This window comes from Blastococcus deserti (genome assembly GCF_042682525.1).
GTDB lineage: Bacteria > Actinomycetota > Actinomycetes > Mycobacteriales > Geodermatophilaceae > Blastococcus_B > Blastococcus_B deserti.
Genome location: NZ_JBHUHP010000007.1, coordinates 51,085 through 74,151, shown reverse-complemented (window position 1 = coordinate 74,151; position 23,067 = coordinate 51,085). Strand labels below are relative to the sequence as shown.

25 protein-coding genes are annotated in these 23,067 nt (G+C 75.1%); 19 read left to right on the top strand and 6 right to left on the bottom strand.

What is annotated here, in order from left to right; genetic code table 11:
* Positions 1–3: 3 nt before the first annotated feature.
* Both ACFSHS_RS07115 and ACFSHS_RS07110 read left to right on the top strand, forming a co-directional pair.
* Positions 4–1,155, top strand: a complete 1,152-nt coding sequence (locus ACFSHS_RS07115) for a D-alanine--D-alanine ligase family protein (RefSeq protein WP_376873536.1) — start codon at positions 4–6, stop codon at positions 1,153–1,155.
* On the top strand, positions 1,152–1,817 hold the full coding sequence (locus ACFSHS_RS07110; protein WP_376873534.1) for a hypothetical protein: 666 nt from the start codon (positions 1,152–1,154) through the stop codon (positions 1,815–1,817). Before ACFSHS_RS07115 ends, ACFSHS_RS07110 begins: the two co-directional genes overlap by 4 nt.
* 15 nt (positions 1,818–1,832) lie before the next feature.
* On the opposite strand, the gene ACFSHS_RS07105 is transcribed toward ACFSHS_RS07110, so the two are convergent.
* Entirely contained in the window at positions 1,833–2,384 is a 552-nt protein-coding gene (locus tag ACFSHS_RS07105) for a DUF3515 domain-containing protein (RefSeq protein WP_376873532.1), read from the bottom strand.
* 101 nt (positions 2,385–2,485) lie between these two features.
* Positions 2,486–2,719, bottom strand: coding sequence for an Lrp/AsnC family transcriptional regulator (locus ACFSHS_RS07100; protein WP_376873530.1), 234 nt, complete (start codon positions 2,717–2,719; stop codon positions 2,486–2,488).
* A 92-nt stretch (positions 2,720–2,811) separates the two neighbouring features.
* Between ACFSHS_RS07100 and ACFSHS_RS07095 the strand changes: the two genes are divergently transcribed.
* The 3 genes from ACFSHS_RS07095 to ACFSHS_RS07085 are packed head-to-tail and all read left to right on the top strand — an operon-like array spanning position 2,812 to position 4,995.
* The gene (locus tag ACFSHS_RS07095; RefSeq protein ID WP_376873528.1) at positions 2,812–3,849 is read left to right on the top strand and encodes a thiamine-phosphate kinase; all 1,038 of its coding nucleotides are present in this window, start codon (positions 2,812–2,814) and stop codon (positions 3,847–3,849) included.
* Complete coding sequence (locus ACFSHS_RS07090; protein WP_376873526.1) at positions 3,833–4,378, top strand: GNAT family N-acetyltransferase; 546 nt, start codon at positions 3,833–3,835, stop codon at positions 4,376–4,378. The genes ACFSHS_RS07095 and ACFSHS_RS07090 overlap by 17 nt, the downstream gene beginning before the upstream one ends.
* Positions 4,366–4,995 carry a cytidylate kinase-like family protein gene (locus ACFSHS_RS07085; RefSeq protein WP_376873524.1) on the top strand — a complete coding sequence of 210 codons (630 nt, stop codon included), beginning with the start codon at positions 4,366–4,368 and terminating at the stop codon, positions 4,993–4,995. The genes ACFSHS_RS07090 and ACFSHS_RS07085 overlap by 13 nt, the downstream gene beginning before the upstream one ends.
* A gap of 149 nt (positions 4,996–5,144) precedes the next feature.
* Here the strand turns inward: ACFSHS_RS07085 and ACFSHS_RS07080 are convergent, their stop codons facing one another.
* Positions 5,145–5,666 (bottom strand): MOSC domain-containing protein, encoded by a 522-nt coding sequence (locus tag ACFSHS_RS07080; protein WP_376873522.1) that lies wholly within the window; start codon positions 5,664–5,666, stop codon positions 5,145–5,147.
* Between the two features lie 100 nt (positions 5,667–5,766).
* Positions 5,767–5,949: a 50S ribosomal protein L28 gene (gene rpmB, locus ACFSHS_RS07075; protein WP_425427062.1), complete on the bottom strand. Its 183-nt coding sequence runs from the start codon at positions 5,947–5,949 to the stop codon at positions 5,767–5,769.
* A 193-nt stretch (positions 5,950–6,142) separates the two neighbouring features.
* Here rpmB and ACFSHS_RS07070 point away from each other — a divergent pair, with 193 nt between their 5' ends.
* From ACFSHS_RS07070 to ACFSHS_RS07010, 13 genes are all read left to right on the top strand, one after another.
* On the top strand, positions 6,143–7,750 hold the full coding sequence (locus ACFSHS_RS07070; protein ID WP_376873519.1) for a DAK2 domain-containing protein: 1,608 nt from the start codon (positions 6,143–6,145) through the stop codon (positions 7,748–7,750).
* Between the two features lie 19 nt (positions 7,751–7,769).
* A complete protein-coding gene (gene recG, locus ACFSHS_RS07065; RefSeq protein ID WP_376873517.1) occupies positions 7,770–9,971 on the top strand; it encodes an ATP-dependent DNA helicase RecG in 2,202 nt (733 codons plus the stop codon).
* 7 nt (positions 9,972–9,978) lie between these two features.
* A complete protein-coding gene (gene rsmD / locus ACFSHS_RS07060) occupies positions 9,979–10,533 on the top strand; it encodes a 16S rRNA (guanine(966)-N(2))-methyltransferase RsmD (protein WP_376873515.1) in 555 nt (184 codons plus the stop codon).
* Entirely contained in the window at positions 10,530–11,018 is a 489-nt protein-coding gene (gene coaD / locus ACFSHS_RS07055) for a pantetheine-phosphate adenylyltransferase (protein WP_376873513.1), read from the top strand. Before rsmD ends, coaD begins: the two co-directional genes overlap by 4 nt.
* Positions 11,015–11,701, top strand: a complete 687-nt coding sequence (locus ACFSHS_RS07050) for an SPFH domain-containing protein (protein ID WP_376873512.1) — start codon at positions 11,015–11,017, stop codon at positions 11,699–11,701. The genes coaD and ACFSHS_RS07050 overlap by 4 nt, the downstream gene beginning before the upstream one ends.
* Before the next feature lie 281 nt (positions 11,702–11,982).
* Positions 11,983–12,564, top strand: coding sequence for a YceD family protein (locus ACFSHS_RS07045; RefSeq protein ID WP_376873510.1), 582 nt, complete (start codon positions 11,983–11,985; stop codon positions 12,562–12,564).
* Between the two features lie 2 nt (positions 12,565–12,566).
* The gene (rpmF, locus tag ACFSHS_RS07040; RefSeq protein ID WP_376873508.1) at positions 12,567–12,746 is read left to right on the top strand and encodes a 50S ribosomal protein L32; all 180 of its coding nucleotides are present in this window, start codon (positions 12,567–12,569) and stop codon (positions 12,744–12,746) included.
* Positions 12,747–12,808: 62 nt separating this feature from the next.
* Complete coding sequence (gene rnc / locus ACFSHS_RS07035) at positions 12,809–13,528, top strand: ribonuclease III (RefSeq protein WP_376873506.1); 720 nt, start codon at positions 12,809–12,811, stop codon at positions 13,526–13,528.
* Between the two features lie 3 nt (positions 13,529–13,531).
* Positions 13,532–14,425 (top strand): bifunctional DNA-formamidopyrimidine glycosylase/DNA-(apurinic or apyrimidinic site) lyase, encoded by an 894-nt coding sequence (gene mutM / locus ACFSHS_RS07030; RefSeq protein ID WP_376873504.1) that lies wholly within the window; start codon positions 13,532–13,534, stop codon positions 14,423–14,425.
* Entirely contained in the window at positions 14,422–14,694 is a 273-nt protein-coding gene (locus ACFSHS_RS07025; protein WP_376873502.1) for an acylphosphatase, read from the top strand. The genes mutM and ACFSHS_RS07025 overlap by 4 nt, the downstream gene beginning before the upstream one ends.
* A gap of 149 nt (positions 14,695–14,843) precedes the next feature.
* Complete coding sequence (locus ACFSHS_RS07020) at positions 14,844–15,032, top strand: hypothetical protein (RefSeq protein ID WP_376873500.1); 189 nt, start codon at positions 14,844–14,846, stop codon at positions 15,030–15,032.
* A gap of 140 nt (positions 15,033–15,172) precedes the next feature.
* Complete coding sequence (gene smc / locus ACFSHS_RS07015; protein ID WP_376873498.1) at positions 15,173–18,739, top strand: chromosome segregation protein SMC; 3,567 nt, start codon at positions 15,173–15,175, stop codon at positions 18,737–18,739.
* Between the two features lie 43 nt (positions 18,740–18,782).
* On the top strand, positions 18,783–19,220 hold the full coding sequence (locus tag ACFSHS_RS07010) for a hypothetical protein (RefSeq protein WP_376873496.1): 438 nt from the start codon (positions 18,783–18,785) through the stop codon (positions 19,218–19,220).
* A 58-nt stretch (positions 19,221–19,278) separates the two neighbouring features.
* On the opposite strand, the gene ACFSHS_RS07005 is transcribed toward ACFSHS_RS07010, so the two are convergent.
* Complete coding sequence (locus tag ACFSHS_RS07005) at positions 19,279–20,097, bottom strand: endonuclease/exonuclease/phosphatase family protein (RefSeq protein WP_376873494.1); 819 nt, start codon at positions 20,095–20,097, stop codon at positions 19,279–19,281.
* A 12-nt stretch (positions 20,098–20,109) separates the two neighbouring features.
* Positions 20,110–21,783, bottom strand: coding sequence for an alkaline phosphatase D family protein (locus tag ACFSHS_RS07000; RefSeq protein WP_376873492.1), 1,674 nt, complete (start codon positions 21,781–21,783; stop codon positions 20,110–20,112).
* Between the two features lie 67 nt (positions 21,784–21,850).
* Here ACFSHS_RS07000 and ftsY point away from each other — a divergent pair, with 67 nt between their 5' ends.
* On the top strand, positions 21,851–23,056 hold the full coding sequence (gene ftsY, locus ACFSHS_RS06995; RefSeq protein ID WP_376873490.1) for a signal recognition particle-docking protein FtsY: 1,206 nt from the start codon (positions 21,851–21,853) through the stop codon (positions 23,054–23,056).
* The last annotated feature ends 11 nt before the right edge of the window (positions 23,057–23,067 follow it).

The window sequence follows — 23,067 nt, the reverse complement described above, 5'->3', positions numbered from 1 at the left end:
CTGATGTCGGGCAGAGCGGCGGGCGGGACGGCCGGCAAGGTGCGGATCGCGGTCGTGTTCGGGGGCCGCAGTGCCGAGCACTCCATCTCCTGCGTGTCGGCCGGGAGCGTGATCGCCGCCCTGGACCCCGACCGCTACGAGATCGTGCGCGTCGGGATCACGTCCGACGGGCGGTGGGTGCTCGCCGATCCGGACCAGCCGCTGGCGATCACCGACGGGAAGCTGCCCGAGGTCACCGGCGGCACGGCCGTGGCCCTGGTCGGCGACCCGGCGGGGCGGGGCTTCGCGCTCCTCGAACCGGGCGCGGCGATCGGGCCGGCGCTGACCGGCGTCGACGTCGTCTTCCCGGTCCTGCACGGGGCCTACGGCGAGGACGGGACCATCCAGGGCCTGCTCGAGATGGCGGGGCTGCCCTACGTCGGGTCCGGGGTGTTCGCCAGCGCCGCCTCCATGGACAAGGAGTTCACCAAGAAGCTGCTGGCGGCTGCCGGGCTGCCCCAGGGCGACCACGTCGTCCTCCGTGACGCCACCGGTGCCGTCCGGCCCGACCCCGACCTCCTCGACGAGGCGGCGCGGGAACGGCTGGGCCTGCCCGTGTTCGTCAAGCCGTCGCGGGCGGGGTCGAGCATCGGCATCACGAAGGTGACCGACTGGGCGCAGTTCCCCGAGGCCGTCGCCACCGCCGCCGCCGTCGACCCCAAGGTCGTCGTCGAGGCGTCGGTGCCCGGCCGGGAGATCGAGTGCGGCGTCCTCGCCGGCGTCGGCGGCGGCGTGCCGGAGGCCAGCCTCCCCGCGGAGATCCGGCTGCGTCCCGGCGTCGACTGGTACGACTTCGCGGCCAAGTACCTCGACGACTCGGTCGACTTCGACGTGCCCGCCGATCTCCCCGCGGAGCAGACCGCGGCGGTGCAGGAGGCGTCGGTGCGGGCGTACCAGGCACTGGACTGCCGCGGCCTGGCGCGGGTCGACTTCTTCCTCGGCACCGGATCCGACGGACGTGACCGGCTGGTCATCAACGAGGTGAACACGATGCCCGGGTTCACCCCGATCTCGATGTTCCCCCGGATGTGGGCGGCCAGCGGGGTGAGCTACCCGGAGCTGGTGGACCGGCTCGTGCGGTCGGCCCTGGACGGCGGCTCCCGGGCCGGTCGGTGACCTCCGGGCGGCGGCCCCGGCCGGTCCGGGGCGCCGTCCTGCTCGCCGTCGTGGCCGGTCTGCTGTCCCTGACGGGCTGCACCCGTGCGGTTGCCGGGACGCCCACCGCGGGAGCGGTGGGGCCCCTGCCCGGCTCCGCCGAGGAGCTCGAGCCGTTGATCGTCACCGACGTGCCGTCGGGCCGGGCACGACTTCCGGACGACGAGGTGCACCCGCCCGCCGGCGCGAAGCGGGCCGAGGACGTCGCCGGCTACGCCGCGGATCCGGCCCGGGAGCGCGAGGTCCTGGAGGACTACGGCTACCGGTACGGCTGGGAACGGTTCTGGGGCGACGGCCCGACGTCCATGACGGGGGTCTTCGTCGACCAGTTCGACGCCCGGGCCGGGGCCGGCGCGTACGCCGAGGACCTCGCCCGCAACGACGCCGAGCACTACGACGGCGAGCTCGACGAGCACCCGCCCGACCTGCCGGGTGGCTGCCGCCTGCTCACGGTGGAGGAGCCCCGGCCGGCCGCCGCTCTGATGGGACCGGCCGCCCTCGCCTGGTGCGGCCACGGGGTGTTCAGCGTCGGGGTCACCGCGGTCGGGCCGACCGTCGACGCGGCGGAGGCGGAGGTCCGTGCCGTCCTGGCCGAGCAGCTGGACCGGCTGCCCCCGCGCTGAGCCGGTCGGGCCCGCTCACGGTCCCGGCTGCGGCTCCCGGTAGGGCAGGGCCGCGGCGATCTCGGGGGTGAGCGCCGTGACCGGGGCGCTGTCGACCTCGGCGGGCAGCGTGATCTCGACGTAGACCGGGCGGTCCACCGTCGTCCAGACGGTCGACCCGGGGTCGGAGGTGTCGACGTACCACTGGACGCCGTTGATCTGCATGGCCGAGACCCCGACGACGTAGCCGGCGGGCCGGTCGACGCCGCAGACCAGCACGATGGGGGGATCGCCCCACGCGTAGGCGTTCGGGGTGTCCGACTGCACTCGGCGGGAGGTCTCGCCGGCGAGCTCGAAGGGCAGCGAGCCCATGAGCGCCGGGCAGGAGGCCTCGGCCTCCGGGGTCATGGCGGGCACGTCGACCGGGAGGACGGGCAGGTCCTCCCGCTCGGCGGGGGTGCTGCCGTCGACCGCGGCCGGGCCGTGCCCGGCGTGGTCGGGGTCCGTCGCGTCGCCCGGGCCACCGAGCACGTTGGCGAGGACCACCGCGGCGACGACCACGGGGACCAGGACGGCCGTCGCGATCACCGCGATGCGGCGGAGCGGGTCCTCGGGCGTCGTGCGGGGTGGAGCGGTGTCCTCGGTCAGGGCTGGTACCTCGGGTGCGGCGTACTCGGGTGCCGGGACTCTCAGAGGTTCACGACCGGGCAGGTCAGCGTGCGGGTGATGCCGTCGACCGACTGCACCCGGGCCACGACCAGCCGGCCGAGCTCGTCGACCGTCTCGGCCTCGGCCCGGACGATGACGTCGTAGGGGCCGGTGACATCCTCGGCCTTGGTCACCCCGTCGATCTCGGCGATCGTCGATGCCACCTGGGCGGCCTTGCCGACTTCGGTCTGGATGAGGATGTAGGCGTGGACCACGGGAGATCCTTCCTCGGGCAGCACTGCCGGTTCGTCGTCCCCGCCGGCTGGCGGTCAGAACGGCAACCTACCCCAGCGACGAAGGGTGACCGATGACTCGCCCCCGCCCCCTCGTCCCTCGCGGCGATCCCGCGGACACCGTCAAGGTGGTCGGCGAGTTCGGGGTCATCGACCGGGTCCTCGCCCAGGCCGGCACGGCGCGAGCGGCGCAGGTCGGCCCCGGCGACGACGCGGCCGTCCTGCGCACCCCGGACCGGCGGGTGGTCGCGACGACCGACGTCCTGGTGGAGGGACGGCACTTCCGCCGCGACTGGTCGTCGGCCGAGGACGTCGGCCACAAGGCGGCGGCCGCCAACCTGGCCGACGTCGCGGCGATGGGCGGCGTGGCCACGGCGCTGCTGGTGGGCCTCGCGTGCCCGTCGTCCACCCAGACGTCGTGGCTGGAGGGTGTGGCCGCGGGCCTGGCGGCTGAGTGCGCCCCCCTCGGGGCGGCGGTGGTCGGCGGGGACCTGGTGGCCGCCGCGGCCGACAGCGCGTCGGTCGTCCTGTCGGTCACCGCACTCGGCGACCTGGGCGGCCGGGCACCGGTGCTGCGGTCCGGCGCGCGTCCGGGTGACGTCGTGGCGCTGGCGGGGCGACTGGGCTGGTCGGCGTGCGGGCTGGCCGTGCTGCGGCGGGGCTTCAGCAGCCCGAACGCGGTGGTGGCCGCCCACCGCCGTCCCACGCCGCCCTACGCGGCCGGTCCGGGCGCGGCGGAGGCCGGAGCGACGGCGATGTGCGACGTCAGCGACGGCCTGCTCGCCGACCTCGGCCACATCGCGACCGCCAGCGGCGTCGTCGTCGACCTGGACCGGGCAGCCCTCGTGCGGGCCTGCCTGGAACCGGCCGGCCCGCTCCAGCAGGTGGGCTCGGCGCTGGGAACCGATCCGCTGGCGTGGGTGCTCACGGGTGGCGAGGACCACGCCCTGGTGGCGACCTTCCCGCCGCGCGCGGGCCTCCCGGTCGGCTGGACGCCGATCGGCCAGGTGCGCAAGGGGCGGCGGCCGGGGGTGCTGGTCGGCGGGCAGGCCGCGGCGGACGTGGTCCGGGCGGTCGGTGCGGAAGGAGCGGGCCATGTCCACTTCGGCTGATCGGCCGGTCGCCCGGGGTGTGCTCCGGGACGGGACGGTGGCCGACCTGCGAGCCTTGCCGTACGACGACCCGGTGGCGCAGCACCTCGTCGAGCAGGTGCAGCAGGAGTACCTCCGCCGCTACGGCGGGCGGGACGCCGCCGAGGTGGATCCGCGCGAGTTCCTGCCGCCCCGCGGGCTGTTCCTGGTCGCCGAGGTGGACGGCGTCCCCGCGGGGTGCGGCGCGTGGCGGGCGCTGCCGTCGGGGCAGGCGGAGGTCAAGCGGGTCTACGTGGCGCCCGGGTTCCGTCGACGTGGGATCGCCCAGGTGGTGGTCGCCGCCCTCGAGGAGTCCGCGGCAGCGGCCGGGCACACGGAGATCGTGCTCAACTCCGGCCGCCGGCAGCCCGAGGCGCTCGCGCTCTACGCCGAGCTCGGCTACCGGCCCGTCCCCGGGTACGGGGTCTACGCGTGCTCTCCCCAGGCCGTCTTCCTGGGCAAGCCCCTGGCGCTGAGGGACGGGGAGGAGGAGCCGTCGTGGGCGTCGTGACGATCTCAGCGGCCTACGGGGCCGCCGGAGCCGAGGTCGCGCCGGCCGTGGCGGAGCGGCTGGGGTTGCCCTTCCACGACCGCGCCATCCCGGCACAGGTGGCGGTGCGGCTGGGCGTCCCGGTCGCGGAGGCGGAGGCCAACGACGAGACGGTGGTGCGCGGGCTCTGGCGGCTGGTGGCCTCGCTCGGCACCATGCCCGATCCCGTGGGAGGAGTGCTGCCGACGACCACGCTGCCGGACGCACGGGCGTACCGGGACCAGACCGAGCGGGTCCTCGCGGAGATCGCCTCCGGCGCAGGGGGAGTGGTGCTCGGCCGGGCCGGCGCGATGGTCCTCCGGGACCGGTCCGACGTGCTGCACGTGCGGCTCGACGGCCCGCCCGACCGGCGCCTGGCGGCGGCGGTGCAGCGGTCGGGTCGCAGCGTCGAGGAGGTGCGGCGCGAGATGGCGGCCAGCGACCGGGCGCGGGAGGCCTACGTGCGGCACTTCTACCGGTGCGACCCGGCGTCGCCACGGCACTACCACCTCGTGGTCGACGGCACGGCCCTGCCGGTGCAGACGGTGGTCGAGCTCGTCGTGACCGCCGCCCGGGCGCGGGGGATCGGCGCGGGCTGACGCGGCGGGCGCCGCCACGCGGCCGGGGCGGCTCCCGTGCCGCGGGGCTCGTCTGCCCGCCGCCGACGACCCACCACCCTGCCGAGCTGACGAATGCCCGCGCCGGCCCCGTGGATGCGGATGGCTGCCCTGGTGCGGGCGAGGGTGTGTCAGACCGGGGCGAGTGCCTGGTGAGGACCTGTCGGCAGTCGCACGGCGATCGGGTCGGCGGGCCGGACGGTCCCGCCAGCGAGCACCACCGCCATGACTCCGGCCCTGCGCACGACACTGCCGTCGGGGGCGCGGCCCACCAAGTCACTCAGCAGCCCGGGGCGGAAGGCGTCGATCTGACGGCACGGATTGCGCAGGCCCGTCACCTCGACCACCGCGTGCGCTCCCAGCCGTAGCCGGGTCGCGCGCGGCAGAGCCAGCAGATCCAGGCCGTGGGTCGTCACGTTCTCGCCCAGCTGGCCCGGCTCGACGTCGAAGCCGACCGCCGCCAGCTCGGTGAGCAGCTCCGCGGCAATCAGGTGCACCTGGCGCAGGTTCGGCCGCGTCGGATCGGCGGCGACTCGCGAGCGGTGTTGCACCGTCTTCCCGGCATGGGCGTCACCCTCCACGCCCACCCCGGCCACGAGCCGGATCTCCGTGGCCGGACGCTTGCCGAAGCGATGCTCGGCATCGCGGCTCACCGCGGTGACCCGAGGGCCGACACCGCCGGGCTCGTGCGAACGCGAAGAACCCCGGAAGTCGGTGACCTCCGGGGTTCCCTGACGCGGGTTCACGCCTGGATCAGGCGCGCACCACCTTGCCGGCGCGGATGCACGAGGTGCACGCGTTGATCCGGCGACGGTTGCCGGGGGCGATCAGCGCCCGCACGGACTGGATGTTCGGGTTCCAACGGCGCGGCGTGCGGCGGTGCGAGTGCGACACCGACATACCGAAACCGGGCCCCTTGCCACACACATCGCACACGGCAGCCACGGTTGATCACTCCCAGAGAATCGTTCACAGACGGCGGGGCGAGGGCGCACCCGCAACAAGACCGTCCAGCAGTCTAGCCGTTCGCCGGCGATGATGTCGCCAGGCCCCTTCGCACCGCCGGGGAACAGGTACCCCGTCGGGCAGCATCACCGGTGCTGTCGGCGCCCATGGGTACCCTCCGGCCGTGGTGCAGGCGCTGGACGACGGCGCGGTCGGGCTGTGGTACCGGACCGCGGTCGAGGTCCTGTCCGAGTCCCGGGGCCGGCTGGACGACCTCAACGTCTTCCCCGTGCCCGACGGCGACACCGGCACCAACCTGCTGCTCACGGCACAGGCCGCGGTGGCCGCGCTCGATGCCGAGGGGCAGCGCACCACCGAGTCGGCCTGGTCGGTCCTCGCCCGCGGAGCGGTGCTCGGCGCCCGGGGCAACTCCGGGACGATCCTCGCCGAGCTGCTGCGCGGGCTGGCCGATCAGCTCGCCGGCCAGCCGCCGGCCGACGGTCCCGCCTTCGCGGCCGCCCTCAAGAAGGCTTCGGAGGCCGCCTACGGCGCGGTGGCCGACCCCGAGGAGGGCACCTTCCTCACCGTGGCGCGGGCCGGCGGCGAGGCCGCCGTCGCCGCGGTCGACCAGGGCCGGACCGAGCTGGCCGACGTCGTCCGGGCGGCCGCGGACGGAGCCCGCGTCGCGCTGGAGGCCACTCCCGGGCAGCTGGCCGCCCTGCGCGAGGCCGGCGTGGTGGACGCCGGCGGAGCCGGCCTCTGCCTGGTCCTGGATGCACTGGTGACGACGGTGACCGGTGTGGAACCGGCCCGTCCGCCGCTCGCCCGCCGCGACGACGGCCACCGGCACTCCGGCGAGCACCTGCCGCATCCGCCGCCGGCCGGTCCCGGCAGCGAGGTGCAGTACCTGCTGGCCGACGCCGACGAGGAGGCCGTCGCCCGCCTGCACGAACGCCTCGCCGCCCTCGGCGACAGCCTCGTCGTCGTCGGTGTCGACACCCCGACCGGGCGCGAGTGGAACGTGCACGTGCACGTCGCCGACGTCGGGGCCGCCATCGAGGCCGGGATCGAGGCGGGCCGGCCGCACCGGATCTCGGTCACCCCGCTGGCCCCCGTCCAGCCCAGCGCACCGGTCCACGGGACGCGGGCGATCGTGGCCGTGGCCCCCAGCGACGGCCTGGCCGCGCTGTTCACCGGCGAGGGCGTGCGCGTGGTCACCTGCGGGCCCGACGGCGTGGGGGAGGAGGACCTGCTGCGGGAGGTGATCTCCTCCACCGCCCACGAGGTCGTCATCCTCCCCAACGACGCCGGCCTGCTGCCGGTCGCCGCGCGCGCCGCCGGCCGGGCGCGCGAGGCCGGACGCGAGATCGGCGTCGTCCCGACCCGGTCCCCGGTGCAGGGGCTGGCGGCGATCGCCGTCTCCGACCCCGCCCGCCGATTCGGTGACGACGTCATCGCGATGGCCGAGGCGGCGGCCGCCACCCGGTGGGCGGAGGTGACCGTCGCCGATCAGGAGGCGCTGACCTCGGCGGGGCGCTGCCGGCCGGGGGACGTCCTCGGATCGGCGGAGGGCGACGTGGTGGTCATCGGCCGCGACCTGGCCTCGGTCGCCTGCGAGCTCCTCGACCGGCTGCTCTCGGCCGGGGCCGAGATGGCGACCCTCGTGGTCGGCGCGGACGACATCCTCGGCGACGCCGTCTGCCGCCATCTCGCGACCGTCCACCCCACGATCGAGGTGAGCCGGTACGCCGGCGGACCGAGCGGCGTCCCGCTCCAAGTGGGGGTCGAGTGATGGGCGGGCGGGGGATGTCATGGCGGTGACCCTCGAGACCCCGCTGTCCCGGGTGCTCGGGCCGAAGACGGCGACGAGCATGGCCGAGCAGCTCAACCTGCACACCGTGCGCGACCTGCTGCGGCACTACCCGCGCCGCTACGCCCGCCGCGGTGAGCAGGCCGACCTCGCCGACGTCCAGGTCGGCGACCGCGTCACGGTCCTGGCGCAGGTCCGCAGCGTCACCACCCGCCCGATGCGCAACCGCAGGGGCAGCCTCACCGAGGTCGTCGTCGGCGACGGCAGCGGCCGGATGAAGCTGGTCTTCTTCAACCACCGGCACGCCGCGCTCAAGGTGAACGCCTGGGGGATGTTCGCCGGGACGGTCGGGGAATACCGCGGCGAGAAGCAGTTCGCCCACCCGGACATGCACCTGCTCGACAATGACAGCGGCGACGACGACTGGGCCCGTGCGCTGATCCCGATCTATCCGGCGAGCAAGGACGTCTCGAGCTGGGTCATCCAGAAGTCGCTGAAGCTGCTGCTCGGTCCCCAGGGCAACCTCGCGGGCCTGGTCGAGGACCCGCTGCCCGAGGAGATGCGGACCCGGCACGGGATCCTGCCCCTGGCCGCCGCCCTGCTCGACATCCACCGCCCGACCACGATGGAGGACGTCGAGCACGCGTCCCACCGGCTGAAGTGGGACGAGGCGCTCATCCTCCAGCTCACCCTCGCCGCGCGCCGGCGTGCCGCCGCCCTGGAGCCGGGCACCGCCCGCCCCCGACGCTCCGGCGGCCTCCTCGACGCGGTCGACGCCGCCCTGCCCTTCGCGCTCACCGACGGGCAGCGGGCGGTCGGTGAGGAGCTGGCCGCCGAGCTCGACCGCGACCAGCCCATGCACCGGCTGCTGCAGGGCGAGGTGGGCTCCGGGAAGACGGTCGTGGCGCTGCGTGCCATGGCCCAGGTGGTCGACGCCGGTGGGCAGGCGGCGCTGCTGGCACCCACCGAGGTGCTGGCCGCGCAGCACGCCCGCGGCATCCGCGAGCTGCTCGGGCCGCTGGGCCGCGCCGGCGAGATCGACGGCGACCCCGCCGGCACCCGCGTCACGCTGCTCACCGGCTCCCTGAAGGCCGCGGCCAAGCGGGCCGCGCGCGCCGACGTCGCCGACGGGCGCTCCGGCATCGTCGTCGGCACGCACGCGCTGCTGCAGGAGGGCGTGGAGTTCGCCGACCTGGGGCTGGTCGTGGTCGACGAGCAGCACCGCTTCGGTGTCGAGCAGCGGGACGCGCTGCGCGCCAAGGGGAACCGTCCCCCGCACGTCCTGGTGATGACCGCGACGCCCATCCCGCGCACCGTCGCCATGACCGTCTACGGCGACCTCGAGGTCTCCACGCTGCGTCAGCTGCCGAGCGGCCGCGGCGGGGTGGCCAGCTCGGTGGTGCCGGTGAGCGAGAAGCGGAACTGGCTGGACCGGGCGTGGGAACGGCTGCGCGAGGAGGTCGCCGCGGGCCGTCAGGCCTACGTCGTCTGCCCGCGGATCGGCGACGATGCCAGTGACGCTGCCGGCTCCGACGACGAGCCCGAGGACGCCGACGGCGCCCCCGACGACGGCCCGCGCGGCGACCGCCGGCCCCCACTGGCCGTCCTCGACGTGGCCGAGCTGCTGCGCGCCGGCCCGCTGGCGGGGCTCCGGCTCGAGGTGCTCCACGGCCGGCTCACCCCGGAGGAGAAGGACGCCCGGATGCGGGCCTTCGCGGCCCGGGAGATCGACGTCCTCGTCGCCACCACCGTGGTGGAAGTCGGGGTGGACGTCCCCAACGCCACGGTCATGGTCGTCATGGACGCCGACCGCTTCGGTGTCAGCCAGTTGCACCAGCTCCGCGGCCGTGTCGCCCGCGGCCAGCACCCGGGCCTGTGCCTGCTGGTCACCGATGCGTCCAGCTCCTCCTCCACCGGGCAGCGGCTGGCCGCGGTCGCCGCGACCTCCGACGGGTTCGAGCTCGCCCGGCTCGACCTGGAGACCCGCCGTGAGGGCGACATCCTCGGCGCCGCCCAGTCCGGCCGGCGGTCGGGCGTGCGGATGCTCTCGCTGCTGGAGGACGAGGACCTCATCGCCGCCGCACGAGCCGAGGCGACCGCACTCCTCGACACCGAGCGCGGGCTGGCCGACCACCCCGGGCTCGCCGCCGAGGTCGCCCGGCTGGCCACCGACGAGCGCGCCGAGTGGCTGGAGAAGGCATGAGGCCGCGATGACGCGGCTGATCTCGGGAACCGCCGGGGGACGCCGGCTCAAGGTGCCGAAGAGCGGCGTCCGGCCCACCGGCGACCGCGCCCGCGAGGCGCTGTTCAACGCGCTGACGCACCTGACCGACCTGCGCGGCGCCGCGGTGCTCGACCTCTACGCGGGCACCGGCGCGCTGGGGCTCGAGGCCCTCTCCCGGGGAGCGGGCCGCGTCGTCTTCGTCGAGTCGTCACCGGCCGTCCTCCCGGTGCTCCGGGAGAACCTCGCCACGATCGGCCTCCCCGGCGGGTGGGTCGTCGCGGGCTCGGTGCCCGGCGTCGTCGGCGGAGCGCCACCCGCGCGCTTCGACCTCGTCCTCGCCGACCCGCCGTACGACACGCCGGTCGACGAGGTCCTCGCCGTGCTGCGCTCACTGGTGGACCGCGACTGGCTGGCGCCCGGGGCCGTGCTCGTCGTCGAGCGCTCCAGCCGCGAGGAGCCGTGGGAGTGGCCGACACCGCTGACCGGCTTGCGCGACCGCCGCTACGGGGAGGCCCAGCTCCGGTACGGTCGCTCTCCGTGAGACGCGCCGTCTGCCCGGGATCCTTCGACCCGGTGACCAACGGTCATGTCGACGTCATCACCCGGGCCGCCGGTCTCTACGACGAGCTGGTCGTCGCGGTGCTGGTGAACCCGGGCAAGGCCGGGCTCTTCACCGTCGACGAGCGCATGGAGCTGCTCCGCGACGCCGTCGCCGACCTGCCGAACGTCACGGTGGACAGCTTCCAGGGCCTCCTCGTCGAGTACTGCCGGAGCCACGCCATCCCGGTGATCGTCAAGGGCCTGCGCGCGGTCAGCGACTTCGAGTACGAGCTGCAGATGGCGCAGATGAACCGTGAGCTGGCGGCGGTCGAGACCCTGTTCGTGCCGACCGCACCGCAGGTCGGGCACCTGTCCTCGAGCCTGGTCAAGCAGATCGCCACCTTCGGCGGCGACGTCTCCCGGCTCGTGCCCAAGGCCGTCGACGACCGGCTCCGGGAGCGCACGCGGCGTGAGGCGACCCCGTGACCGAGGTGGTGTACCGCCTGTACGAGACGGTCGACGAGCTGACGACGGTCATCGAGAACGCCCGCAGCGTGCCGATGTCCGCCTCCTGCATGGTGCCCCGCGACCACCTGCTGGACCTGCTCGACGACCTGCGGGAGTCCCTGCCGGAGGACGTGCAGGCCGCGGGCGCGATCGTCGAGCAGCGCACCGAGATCCTCCAGCAGGCACAGGCCGAGGCAGAGCGGCTGACCGGCCGCACCCGCGCGGAGAGCGAGCAGCTGCTCGAGGCGGCCCGTCGTCAGCGCGACGAGCTGCTGGGCACCGCCCGCCGGCAGCGCGACGAGCTGCTCGCCCAGGCCCAGGCCGACGCCGAGGACATCCTGGCCGAGGCGGAGACGGAGGCCGAGCGGCTGGTCGCGGAGGCGGTGGCCCACCGGGAGGCGCTGCTCGCCGACGCCCGGGCCCAGCACGCCGAGATGCTGGCCGCCGCCGAGGCCGAGCACGAGCGGCTGATCACCGAGACCGAGGTCTACCGGGGGGCGGTCACCCGCGCCGACGAGCTCGGCGCCCAGGCGCACGCCGACGCCGCACGGATGCGGGCCGAGGTCGACCAGTACGTCGACAGCCGGCTCGCGGACTTCGGGACGACCCTCGAGCGCATGCTGCACTCGGTGGAGAAGGCCCGCACGACGCTGCGCGAGTAGAAGGACCCCGTCCCTCTCACCGCTCGCGAGCTCGCGGTGAGCCTCGGGACGGGGCCGCCCTGGGGCCGACGTGCGGGCCGCCGGTGCCGGGCGGGGATCGGGTAGTCTCGACTCCCGGTCCGACTGCCGGTTTGCCCCGACGTCACGGGGTGGTCCCGGCCGGCCTCCATCCACTGCCTACCGCGAGTACTGACATGTCTGCCTCTCCGCTCCGCTCTGGCGCCGAGTCTCAGGGTCAACGGCCCTCCGACCCCCGGCGCCCCGCAGCCGACCCCTGGCGCGTGGACCTCCGGGAGCTGGGCCGACGGGCCGGGTCGATGCAGGAGCTCGACCGGACCGCGCCCGCGCCGGAGGACTGGCGCGTGGAGCTGATCGGCGTCCCCGCCGGTGCCGACGTGCACCTGCGGCTGCGGCTGGAGTCGGTCATGGAGGGCGTGCTGGTCAGCGGCGACATCGGCGTCCCGGTCACCGGCTCCTGCGCCCGCTGCCTCGAGCCCGTCGAGGACACCCTGTCGCTCGCCATCCAGGAGCTCTACGCCTACGAGGGCAGCACGACCGAGGCAACCAGCGAGGAGGACGAGGTCCGCCGGATCGAGGGCGACCACCTCGACCTCGGGTCGCTGGCCCGCGACACCGTCGTCCTCGCCCTGCCGCTGGCGCCCGTGTGCACCGACGACTGCGCCGGACTGTGCGTCGACTGCGGGCAGCGCCTGGACGACCTGCCGGCCGACCACGCGCACGAGGTCGTCGACGCCCGCTGGGCGGCGCTGGCCGCCAAGTTCGGCACCGACGCGTCCGGTGCCGACGCATCCACGTCCTCGCCGGGCACCCCCGGCGAGCGCCCCACCACCGAGGAGAACTGACCGTGGCTGTCCCGAAGCGGAAGATGTCCCGCGCCAACACCCGTTCGCGCCGGTCGCAGTGGAAGGCCAGCGCGCCGACCCTGTCGCCGTGCCCGAACCGCGCCTGCGGCGAGCTCAAGCCGCCGCACCAGGCGTGCCCGAACTGCGGTCAGTACGACGGCCGCCAGGTCCTCTCGGTCTGATCGCCGGGTCGACGGTGGGCACGGTCGCCGGCACGCGCTCCTCGGAGAGCGCTGCTGACGGCATGGCCCCGGGCGGTCCCGCGCACGCCGAGCGGTCCGCCGCCTGGCTGCGGGACGCCCTCGGCGTCGAGCTGCCCGACGGTCTGCTCGGGCTGGCGCTCACGCACCGGTCCTTCGCGTACGAGAACGGCGGCCTGCCGACCAACGAGCGCCTGGAGTTCCTGGGCGACTCGGTGCTCGGCCTGGTCGTCACCGACGAGCTCTACCGCAGCCAGCCGGACCTCCCCGAGGGCCAGCTGGCCAAGCTGCGTGCCTCCGTCGTCAACATGACCTCCCTGGCCGGCGTCGCCCGGCGGCTGGGGGACGGCGGCGTGGGCCCGCACCTGCTGCTCGGGCGCGGCGAGGAGACCACCGGCGGCCGCGAGAAGGACTCGATCCTCGCCGACGCCCTCGAGGCGCTCATCGGCGCGATCCACCTGGGGTGCGGGCTCGACACCGCCGCGGAGATCGTCCACCGGCTGTTCGACCCGATGCTCGTCGAGGCCGCCACCCGGGGTGCCGGCCTGGACTGGAAGACCAGCCTCCAGGAGCTCGGCGCCGCCCGTGGCCTGGGGGCGCCCAGCTACCGGGTGGAGGACGAGGGGCCCGACCACGCCAAGACCTTCGCCGCCACGGTCCTGCTCGGCGGGAGCGTCTACGGGCGGGGCAGTGGCCGCACCAAGAAGGCCGCCGAGCAGGAGGCCGCGGAGGCGGCCTGGCGGGCGCTGCAGCAGGACGGCTGAGCCGTGCCCGAACTTCCCGAGGTCGAGGTGGTCCGCCGGGGCCTGGAGCAGTGGGTCGCCGGGCGCACCGTGGCCACGGTCGAGGTGCACCACCCCCGCGCGGTGCGCCGGCACCTGGAGGGCGCCGAGTCCTTCGTGTCCCATCTGACCGGCCGGACCCTCACCGCCGCCCACCGGCGGGGCAAGTACCTCTGGCTCCCGCTGGCCGAGCCCGACGGCACACCGTCGGGCCGGGCGCTCGTGGCGCACCTGGGCATGAGCGGTCAGCTGCTCGTGGAGAAGCCGAGCCAGCCCGACGAGACGCACCTCCGGTCCCGGTTCACCTTCGCCGACGGCGGCCGCGAGCTGCGGTTCGTCGACCAGCGCACCTTCGGCGGGCTCGCCGTCGAGGAGGGTGGGCCGGACGGCGAGATCCCGCCCCGGCTCGCGCACATCGCGATCGATCCCCTCGACGCCTCCTTCGACGAGGCCGGTTTCAGCGCCGCGCTCCGGCGGCGGCGCACCGAGGTCAAGCGCGCGCTCCTGGACCAGACGCTCATCGGCGGCGTCGGCAACATCTACGCCGACGAGGCGCTGTGGCGGGCCCGGCTGCACGGCGCCCGGCCGACCGACAGGCTCACCCGCACACAGGTCGCCGACCTGCTCGGCGGCGTCCGCGACGTGCTGGGGGAGGCCCTTGCCCAGGGCGGCACGTCGTTCGACTCCCTCTACGTCGACGTCAACGGGCAGAGCGGCTACTTCTCCCGCTTCCTCGCCGTCTACGGCCAGGCCGACCGGCCCTGCCCCCGATGCGGCACGCCCATCCGCCGGGAGTCGTTCATGAACCGGTCCAGCTACAGCTGTCCCGCGTGCCAGCCCCGGCCTCGCACCGCACCGATCCGCCGGCGGCGGGCATGAACGCCACCCGGGCCGTCGCCGTCGTCACCGGCCACGTGCAGGGCGTCGGCTACCGGTGGTTCGTCCGGAGCCTCGCCGAGTCCGCCGGGCTGACCGGCTCTGCCCGCAACCTCCCCGACGGCCGCGTCGAGGTGGTCCTGGAGGGCGCCGCCGACGACGTCGCCGCCGTGCTCGACCAGCTCGACGGCCCCCGCGCGCCCGGATCGGTCCGGCGCGTCGACGTCCGGCACGAGCCGGTGCGGGGGTGCCGGCAGTTCACCACAGAGTGACGAACGCGACATCCCCCCGACACGGGGAGTAGGCAGTCTTCGCGTTGACCTGCGTGTCCGGGCCTGTCACTCTGGGGATACCACAGCTCGCGCCGACCGACATCCGGGGCGCCGGGCTCACCCTCTCGCTCGGAAAGGCCGTTGCAGTCATGGCCAAGGCCCTGTTCGGTCACGTCGTCGCACCCGCGGAGCTTCGAGTAGTCGAGGAGAACGCGATCCTGCGGGCCAAGGTGCGCCGGCTGGAGCAGGAACTCGAGGAGCTGCGCGCCCAGCGCGACGCGGCCATCGCCCACGAACTGCTGTCGATGGCCGGCGACAACGAGCCCGCGCTCGCCTGAGGCAGCGTCCAGGGCACCGGTCCGAGTTCGCGAGGGCCGGGGAGGACGGGGTCCTCGTTCTGGACCCTTCCGTCACACTCTTCCCACCCGGCCCTGATCTGCGGGGTGCAGCGCCTCCGCTCCACTAGGGTCCTCGTCTCGTGCACCTCTCCAGCCTGACGCTCAAGGGCTTCAAGTCCTTCGCGTCCGCCACCACCCTCCGGCTGGAGCCCGGCATCACCGCCGTCGTGGGCCCCAACGGGTCCGGCAAGTCCAACGTCGTCGACGCCATCGCCTGGGTCCTGGGCGAGCAGGGCGCCAAGAGCCTGCGCGGCGGCAAGATGGAGGACGTCATCTTCGCCGGCACCGCCGGCCGCCCGGCGCTGGGGCGGGCCGAGGTGACCCTGACCATCGACAACTCCGACGGCGCCCTGCCGATCGAGTACACCGAGGTGTCGATCACCCGCCGCATGTACCGCTCCGGCGAGAGCGAGTACGAGATCAACGGCGACAAGGTCCGCCTCCTCGACGTCCAGGAACTCCTCAGCGACTCCGGCATCGGCCGCGAGATGCACGTCATCGTCGGGCAGGGGCAGCTCGACGCCGTCCTGTCCGGGCGTCCCGAGGACCGGCGTGCCTTCATCGAGGAGGCGGCCGGGGTCCTCAAGCACCGCAAGCGCAAGGAGAAGGCGCTCCGCAAGCTCGAGGGGATGTCGCACAACCTCGACCGGCTGGCCGACCTCACCACCGAGCTGCGCCGCCAGCTCAAGCCCCTCGGCAAGCAGGCCGAGGTCGCGCGCCGGGCCGCCGGTGTGCAGGCCGATCTCCGCGACGCCCGCCTGCGGCTGCTCGCCGACGACCTCGTCCAGCTGCGCGACTCCCTGGACAAGGACGTCGCCGACGAGACCGCGGCACGGGAACGGCGGGCCGTCGTCGAGCGCGAGCTGTCGGTCGTCTCCCGCCGGGAGGCGGAGCTCGAGGCGGAGCTCGCGGCCGGCGCCCCGCGGCTGCAGGCCGCCTCGGACACCTGGTACCGGCTGTCGGCCCTCGGTGAGCGCTTCCGCGGCATCGCCCAGCTGGCTGCCGAGCGGCACCGTCACCTCTCCGCCGCGGCGCCGGCCGGCACGGCCGGTCGCGACCCCGACCAGCTCGACGCCGAGGCCGAGCGGGTCGCCGCCACCGAGATCGAGCTGGCGGCCGGCCTGGAGGCCGAGCGCGCCCGCCTGGCCGCGGTCGTCGCGGAACGCGGCGGGCTGGAGACGGCGCTGGCCACCGAGGAACGGGCCTGGGTGGCCGCCGCCCGGGCCCTGGCCGACCGCCGCGAAGGGCTGGCCCGCCTCTCCGGTGAGGTGGCCGCCGCGCGATCCCGGGTCACCGCCGGCCAGGCCGAGATCGAGCGGCTCACCCTCGCCGCGGGCGAGGCGGCCGACCGTGCCGAGGTGGCCGCGGAGCGGTTGGCCGACCGGCGGGAGACGGTGGCCGACCAGGAGGACGGCGACGCCGCACTCGCCGCCGCGCACGAGCAGGCGGTCGCCGCCCACGCCACCGCGGCCCGGCTGGTCGCCGAGCTGACCGAGGCCGAGCGGGCCGCGGAGCGCGACCGTGCCTCCTGGCAGGCCCGCCGGGACGCCCTGGCGCAGGGGCTCACCCCGGTCGACGGCGCCGCCGCCGTGCTGGGCGCGGGTCTGGAGGGGGTCCTCGGGCCGGTCGCCGACCGGCTGGGTGTGCGCGCCGGCGACGAGGTGGCGGTGGCCGCCGCGCTGGGCGGGATGGCCGACGCCGTCGTCGTCTCCGGCGTCGCCTCGGCCGCCGCCGCGCTGGGTCACCTGAAGGGCACCGACGGCGGCCGCGCGGGTCTCCTGGTCACCGGCGGACTGCCGCCCGGGCCGCGGGACGGCTGGCCGGCGCTGCCCGACGGGGCCCGCTGGGCGCTGGACTCGGTCACCGCTCCCGAGGAGCTGCAGCCCGCCCTCGCTCGGGCGCTGGAGCGGGTCGCCGTGGTGCCCGATCTCGACGCGGCCGTCCGGCTGGTCGGCGTCCACCCGCGGGTGCGTGCCGTCACCGCCGCCGGCGATCTGGTGGGCGCGGACTGGGCGGTGGGCGGTCAGAGCGACGCCCCGTCCAACCTCGTCGTGCGGGCGCGGGTCGACGAGGCGGAGACTCAGCTGGTGGCGGCGCAGGCGCGCGCCGACCAGCTGGCCGACGAGCTCGCCCGGGCTCGCGACGCGGCGCGCGCTCGCTCCGACGAGGTCGACTCCGCGCTCGCGGCGCGGCAGGCGTCCGACCGCTCCCGTTCGGCCGTCGCCGCCGAGCTGGCCGAGCTGGGTGCCGCGGCCCGGTCCGCGGAGGCCGAGGCCGAGCGGTCGCTGGCCGCGCGGGTCCGGGCGGAGCAGGCGCTGGAGCAGGCGCTGGGCGTCCTCGCCGGACTGGAGCAGCGTCTCGCCGAGGCGGAGGCGGCGCCGGTCGAGGAGGAGCCTTCGACGGAGGCCCGTGACCGGCTGCGCGCCGAGGTGTCCGCCGCCCGCCAGGCCGAGACCGAGGCCCGGCTGGCCGTCCGCACCGCCGAGGAGCGCGCCCGTGCGCTGCACGGGCGGGCGGAGTCGCTGCGCCGCCAGGCGCGTCAGGAGCGGGCCGCCCGCGAGCGGGCGGCCGCGGCCCGGGCGGCCCGGGAGCAGGGGGCCGTCGTCGCCGCGTCGGTGCGCACCGGTGCCGAGCGCGCCCTCGCCGCGCTCGGCGCCTCGCTCGTCCGCGCGGCCGCCGAGCGGGACGCCCTCGCCGTGGCACGGAGCTCGTTCGAGGCCGAGCTGCTCGAGGTGCGCGCGCGGGTGCGCGCGGCCACCGCCGACCTCGACCGGCTGACCGACGAGGTGCACCGCGACGAGGTCGCCCGCGCGGAGCAGCGCTACCGCATCGAGGCCCTGGAGACCCGCGCGGCGGAGGAGTACGGCGTCGACCTGCCGACGCTGCTCGGGGAGTACGGACCGGCCGCCCCCGTGCCGCCGTCGCCGCAGGAGATCGCGGCGGCCGAGGCGGCGGGGGAGCCCGAGCCCGGTCCGGTGCCCTACGACCGCGCGGTGCAGGAGCGCCGCGCGGCCCGGGCCGAGCGCGACCTCGCCACCCTGGGCAAGGTCAACCCGCTGGCGCTGGAGGAGTTCGCGGCCCTCGAGGAGCGGCACGGCTTCCTGGCCACGCAGCTGGAGGACCTCAAGTCCACCCGCCGCGACCTGCTCACCGTCGTGCGCGAGGTGGACGAGCGGATCCACTCCGTGTTCGCCTCGGCGTTCACCGACGTCGCCACGGAGTTCGAGCGGGTCTTCGCCACGCTGTTCCCCGGTGGCCAGGGGCGGCTGGTCCTCACCGACCCCGACGACCTGCTGACCACCGGCATCGAGGTGGAGGCCCGGCCGCCGGGCAAGAAGGTGAAGCGACTGTCGCTGCTGTCCGGCGGCGAGCGGTCGCTGACGGCGGTCGCCCTGCTCGTCGCGATCTTCCGCGCCCGGCCGTCGCCCTTCTACGTCCTCGACGAGGTCGAGGCGGCGCTGGACGACGTCAACCTCGGCCGGCTGCTGACCCTGGTGGAGCAGCTGCGCTCGACGTCGCAGCTGATCATCATCACGCACCAGAAGCGGACGATGGAGATCGCCGACGCGCTCTACGGGGTCAGCATGCGCGGCGACGGCATCACCGGCGTCATCAGCCAGCGCCTCCGGGAGCTTGAGACCGCCTGAGCGGCGGCGCTCGTGACCGGAACCCGTGGACGACACTGACGACATGCCCGACGACCACCGCGCCGGAGCACGGCGGCCCCTGACGCGGACGGAACGATCGCTGCTCGACTCGCTGCTCCACCACGACTTCGACGGCGTCGAGGCGCTGCGGGCACAGGTACCGCACGCGACGGCTTCCACCGGCTGCGAGTGCGGCTGCATGACCATCGACCTGCACGTGCCCGCCTCCCTGCCGGCGTCCCCGGCACGGAACCCCGTGCCCGTCGAAGGCACGGTCCTCGACCGGGACGGCGAGCCGATCGGCGGCCTCGTGCTGTTCGTCGAGCACGGCCGGCTGGCCGGGCTGGAGGTCCATTCCTTTGACGAACCCCTGCCGCTGCCGGCGCCCGAGCGCGTGCGCTGGGAGACGGGCGAGGGCGGGGAAGCCGAGCCCGCCGTCGGTGCGCAGCGGTCGTGGTGGCGACGGCGCCGTGCGCGCTAGCGGCGGCCGCGTCCGGAGGCTCGCCGCGCCCCGCGCGCGGTGAGCGGGCCGGCCTCCGTCAGACCCCCGAGGGGATCAGCAGGTCGACCAGGACCGGCAGGTGGTCCGACGCGCCCTCGGCGTCGAGCACCCGGGCGGACGCGACACCCACCCCGGCCGACACCCACACCTGGTCGATCCGCCGGTGCGGGCAGTGCGCCGGGTGCGTGAGCCCCTCCTCGCGCTGCCAGAACCGCCAGCCCGCCTGGTCGTCCCGGTCCCGGGCCAGCTCCCAGGCATCGGTGAACCGTTCCCGCAGGGGGTCGAGCTCCGGGGCGTCGGGGCGCGCGTTGAAGTCACCGACGAGGACCCCGGACGCCATGTCCTCGCCGTGCAGGGAGGCCAGCGCGGCGACCTGCGCGGCCCGTTCCCGCGCGGACCGGGTCGTCAGGTGCGTCGCGGTGACCCACAGCGTCCCGCCGTCCAGCTCCAGCATCGTCCGCAGCGCGACGCGCGGCTCGCCACCGCCGGGCAGCCGGTGCACGTCGCTGATCAGGATCGGCAGCCGGGAGAGCAGCGCGTTGCCGTACTGACGCCGGGCCGCGCGGTCCGGCCTCGGCTCGTCGATGGCCGGGCCCCAGGCCAGCTGCATGTCCAGGGCGCGGGAGAGCAGCAGGGCCTGGTCGACGTCCTCGCTGCGCTCCCCGAAGTGACGGTCGACCTCCTGCAGGCAGATGACGTCGGCGTCCACGGCGTGCAGCAGCTTCGCCAGCCGCGGCAGGTCGTGCCGCTCGTCCTCACCGACACCGTGATGGGTGTTGAACGTGACCAGCCGGACCGGGATCGGTGGCTGGCCGGGACCCGGGGCCGGCCGCACACCGGGGACACCACCTGTCATGGGTGCACCTTCTCAGGCGCCGGCCAGCGACGTGTCGAGCACCTGACGCAGGCCCGGCTGCCCGAGCTCGGTGACCGACAGCACGAACCGCGCCGACCGCCCCTCCAGCACGAGCTCACCGATCTGGTTGCCGAAGTACGGGCCGGCCTGCTTCTCCCATCCCAGCTGGGTCGGCTCGGCCTGCACCCACCGTGCCAGCCGCGCGGTCAGCCGTCGCGCCGCGCGGCTCCACCCGATCTTGAAGCCGACGCGGATGGGGTGCGGTGCCTGGTTGTGCAGGGGGGAGACGGTGAGCTGGTGCACGCGCGCGGTCAGGCCCGCCGGCTGTACGAGCTCGGCGGCGTAGGCGTGGTGGACGTCGCCGGAGAGCACCAGCGCGGTCGACGGCGTCCGGCCGTACTCGCCTCCCGCGACCCGGGTGAGGGCTCTGCCCAGGCGCTCGAACGAGTGCCCGAACGCCGACCAGTGCTCCAGGTCGGACGCCTGGCGCACCGCCTCGGCGATCCGCCCCCGCCAGCGGCCGTGGTGGCGCGCGTTGAGCGTCTCGTTCCACCGTTCGAGGTTGTGGATCGCGTGCGGCAGCAGCCACGGCAGGGACGTGCCGAGGATCAGGTGCTCCACGCCCTCGTCCACCGCGCGGCGCATCGCGGCCTCGACCCAGGCGAACTCGTCCTCGTCGAGCATCCGGCGGTGCTGCTCCTCCAGGACGCGGCCGGCCCGGCTGTCGACCATGATCAGCCGGGCGTCGCCCCAGTGCCGCACGTAGCTCCACCGGATGGTCGCGGGCTCGGCGTCGGCCAGCTCGGCCATCTCGCGCAGCATCGGCTCGGCGTCCCGGGTGGGGTCGTCGGTGCTCATGCCCTGGATCGCCTGCCAGGTCTTGTTCCCGGCCAGCTCCTGCGGGCTGAGGTTGCCCAGGTGCTGGTAGACCCAGTAACTGACCAGGCCGCCGGTGATCCGTCCTTCCCACCACGGCTTCCGGGTCAGCCTCTCGCGCCAGGCCGCCGACGTGTTCCAGTCGTCGATCATCTCGTGGTCGTCGAAGATCATCGACGACGGGATGGTCGACAGCAACCAGCGCACCTGCGGGTCCCGCCAGGACTCGTCGTAGAGCCGGGTGTACTCCTCGAAGTCGGCGACCTCGCCGACCGGGGCCTGCTTCCTCGGCCGACCGTCGCGCCGGCGGCGCAGCGCGGATCTCGTGTGCTCCGTGAGCTCGTCGGCGTAGACCTGGTCGCCGAGGAACACCAGGGCGTCGGGCCACTGGTCCTCGGGCACGGCGGACACCTGGGCCGCATAGAGGTCCAGCGCGTCCGGCGGGATGCCTTCGGATTTCTCGACCGTGCGCGGGCTGGCGTAGCGGCAGGAGCCGAAGGCCAGCCGGAACGGACCCGGACGGCCCGGCGTCCGGATCCGGCTCGGGGGGAACTCCGAGGGCTCCGGCGGCCACACGCGGACGCCGTCCAGGTGGACCTCGTACGGCGTGGCGCTGCCGGGCTCGAGGTCCTCCACGACGACGAGCGCGTAGTGGTGCCCTCCGACGCAGAACGTGCGGGCGCGCCGGCCCAGCACATCCACCTCGCAGGGTCGGTCGGTCTCCACCCACACGGTGGCCGAGACGGGGTCCACGTGCCGGAGCAGGGGGCCCAGCAGGAGGACCGGATCGTCGCTCGTCGGATGCGGCATCGGTCCAGGGTGGACCACGAACCTGTGTCCTTCCTGCATCGCCGCCGCGGGCTGGGAGACTCGCGGTATGGAATTCGTCCTGATCGCGATCGCGATACTCGTCGTCGCCCTGATCGCCGGCGTCGGTCTTCTCGTCGGCCGCGGACGGCGGACCACCCGTCTCGACGACGACGCGATCACCGGGACGACCCTCACCCGGCCCCGCCCGCAGCCGCCGGTCGAGGAGCGGCGGCCGAGCGGTGCCACCGCGTCGGGGCTCGGCCTGCCGCCGGAGGCTGCGGAGGCGCCACCGGTCGAGCTGCCGCCGGCCGAGCCGGAGCCGGGCCTGGTCTTCGAGACCCCGCCGCCGTCGGCCGGGCGGCTGGTGCGGCTGCGCTCCCGGCTGGCCCGCTCGCAGTCGTCGCTGGGCCGCGGCCTGCTCACCGTGCTCGCTCGCGAGAAGCTGACCGAGGACGACTGGGAGGAGGTCGAGGAGACGCTCCTGGCCGCCGACGTCGGCCTCGCCGCCACCACGCAGATCGTGGAGCGGCTGCGCACCCAGTCGATGGTGCTCGCGACCGCGTCGGGGACGGAGCTCCGCGACCTGCTCGTCCGCGAGCTCACCGCGGTCCTCGGCCCCGACCTCGACCGCAGCCTCGGCGTGCAGCGGCACGAGGGCCGGCCGGGCGTCGTCCTGGTCGTGGGCGTCAACGGCGCGGGCAAGACCACGACGGTGGGGAAGATCGCCCGCGTGCTCGTCGGCGACGGGAAGAGCGTCGTGCTCGGCGCGGCCGACACCTTCCGTGCCGCCGCGGCCGACCAGCTCGAGACGTGGGGCGAGCGGGTGGGTGTCCTCACCGTGCGGGGCCGCGAGGGCGGCGACCCGGCCTCCGTGGCGTTCGAGGCGGTCCGTACCGGCGTCGAGGGCGAGGTGGACGCCGTGCTGATCGACACCGCCGGCCGGCTGCACACCAAGTCGGGCCTGATGGACGAGCTGGGCAAGATCAAGCGGGTCGTCGAGAAGCAGTCGCCGGTCACCGAGGTGCTGCTCGTCCTCGACGCCACCACCGGTCAGAACGGCGTCGTCCAGGCGCGGGTGTTCACCGAGGCCGTGACCGTCACCGGCATCGTGCTCACCAAGCTCGACGGCACGGCCAAGGGCGGCATCGTCGTCTCCGTCCAGCGGGAACTGGGCATCCCGGTGAAGCTGGTCGGCCTGGGGGAGGGTCCCGACGACCTGGCGCCCTTCGAGCCGCGGGCCTTCGCCGAGGCGCTCGTCGGGGGAGCGGACTAGCACCCCCCACG

Bases quoted from the DNA above. Each gene is read 5' to 3' on its own strand.
- ACFSHS_RS07095 (WP_376873528.1), top strand. From the start codon at position 2,812: ATGACTCGCCCCCGCCCCCTCGTCCCTCGCGGCGATCCCGCGGACACC.
- ACFSHS_RS07005 (WP_376873494.1), bottom strand. From the start codon at position 20,097: ATGACAGGTGGTGTCCCCGGTGTGCGGCCGGCCCCGGGTCCCGGCCAG.
- ftsY (WP_376873490.1), top strand. From the start codon at position 21,851: ATGGAATTCGTCCTGATCGCGATCGCGATACTCGTCGTCGCCCTGATC.
- rsmD (WP_376873515.1), top strand. From the start codon at position 9,979: ATGACGCGGCTGATCTCGGGAACCGCCGGGGGACGCCGGCTCAAGGTG.
- ACFSHS_RS07115 (WP_376873536.1), top strand. From the start codon at position 4: ATGTCGGGCAGAGCGGCGGGCGGGACGGCCGGCAAGGTGCGGATCGCG.
- rnc (WP_376873506.1), top strand. From the start codon at position 12,809: ATGGCCCCGGGCGGTCCCGCGCACGCCGAGCGGTCCGCCGCCTGGCTG.
- recG (WP_376873517.1), top strand. From the start codon at position 7,770: ATGGCGGTGACCCTCGAGACCCCGCTGTCCCGGGTGCTCGGGCCGAAG.
- ACFSHS_RS07010 (WP_376873496.1), top strand. From the start codon at position 18,783: ATGCCCGACGACCACCGCGCCGGAGCACGGCGGCCCCTGACGCGGACG.
- ACFSHS_RS07090 (WP_376873526.1), top strand. From the start codon at position 3,833: ATGTCCACTTCGGCTGATCGGCCGGTCGCCCGGGGTGTGCTCCGGGAC.
- ACFSHS_RS07000 (WP_376873492.1), bottom strand. From the start codon at position 21,783: ATGCCGCATCCGACGAGCGACGATCCGGTCCTCCTGCTGGGCCCCCTG.
- ACFSHS_RS07020 (WP_376873500.1), top strand. From the start codon at position 14,844: ATGGCCAAGGCCCTGTTCGGTCACGTCGTCGCACCCGCGGAGCTTCGA.
- ACFSHS_RS07025 (WP_376873502.1), top strand. From the start codon at position 14,422: ATGAACGCCACCCGGGCCGTCGCCGTCGTCACCGGCCACGTGCAGGGC.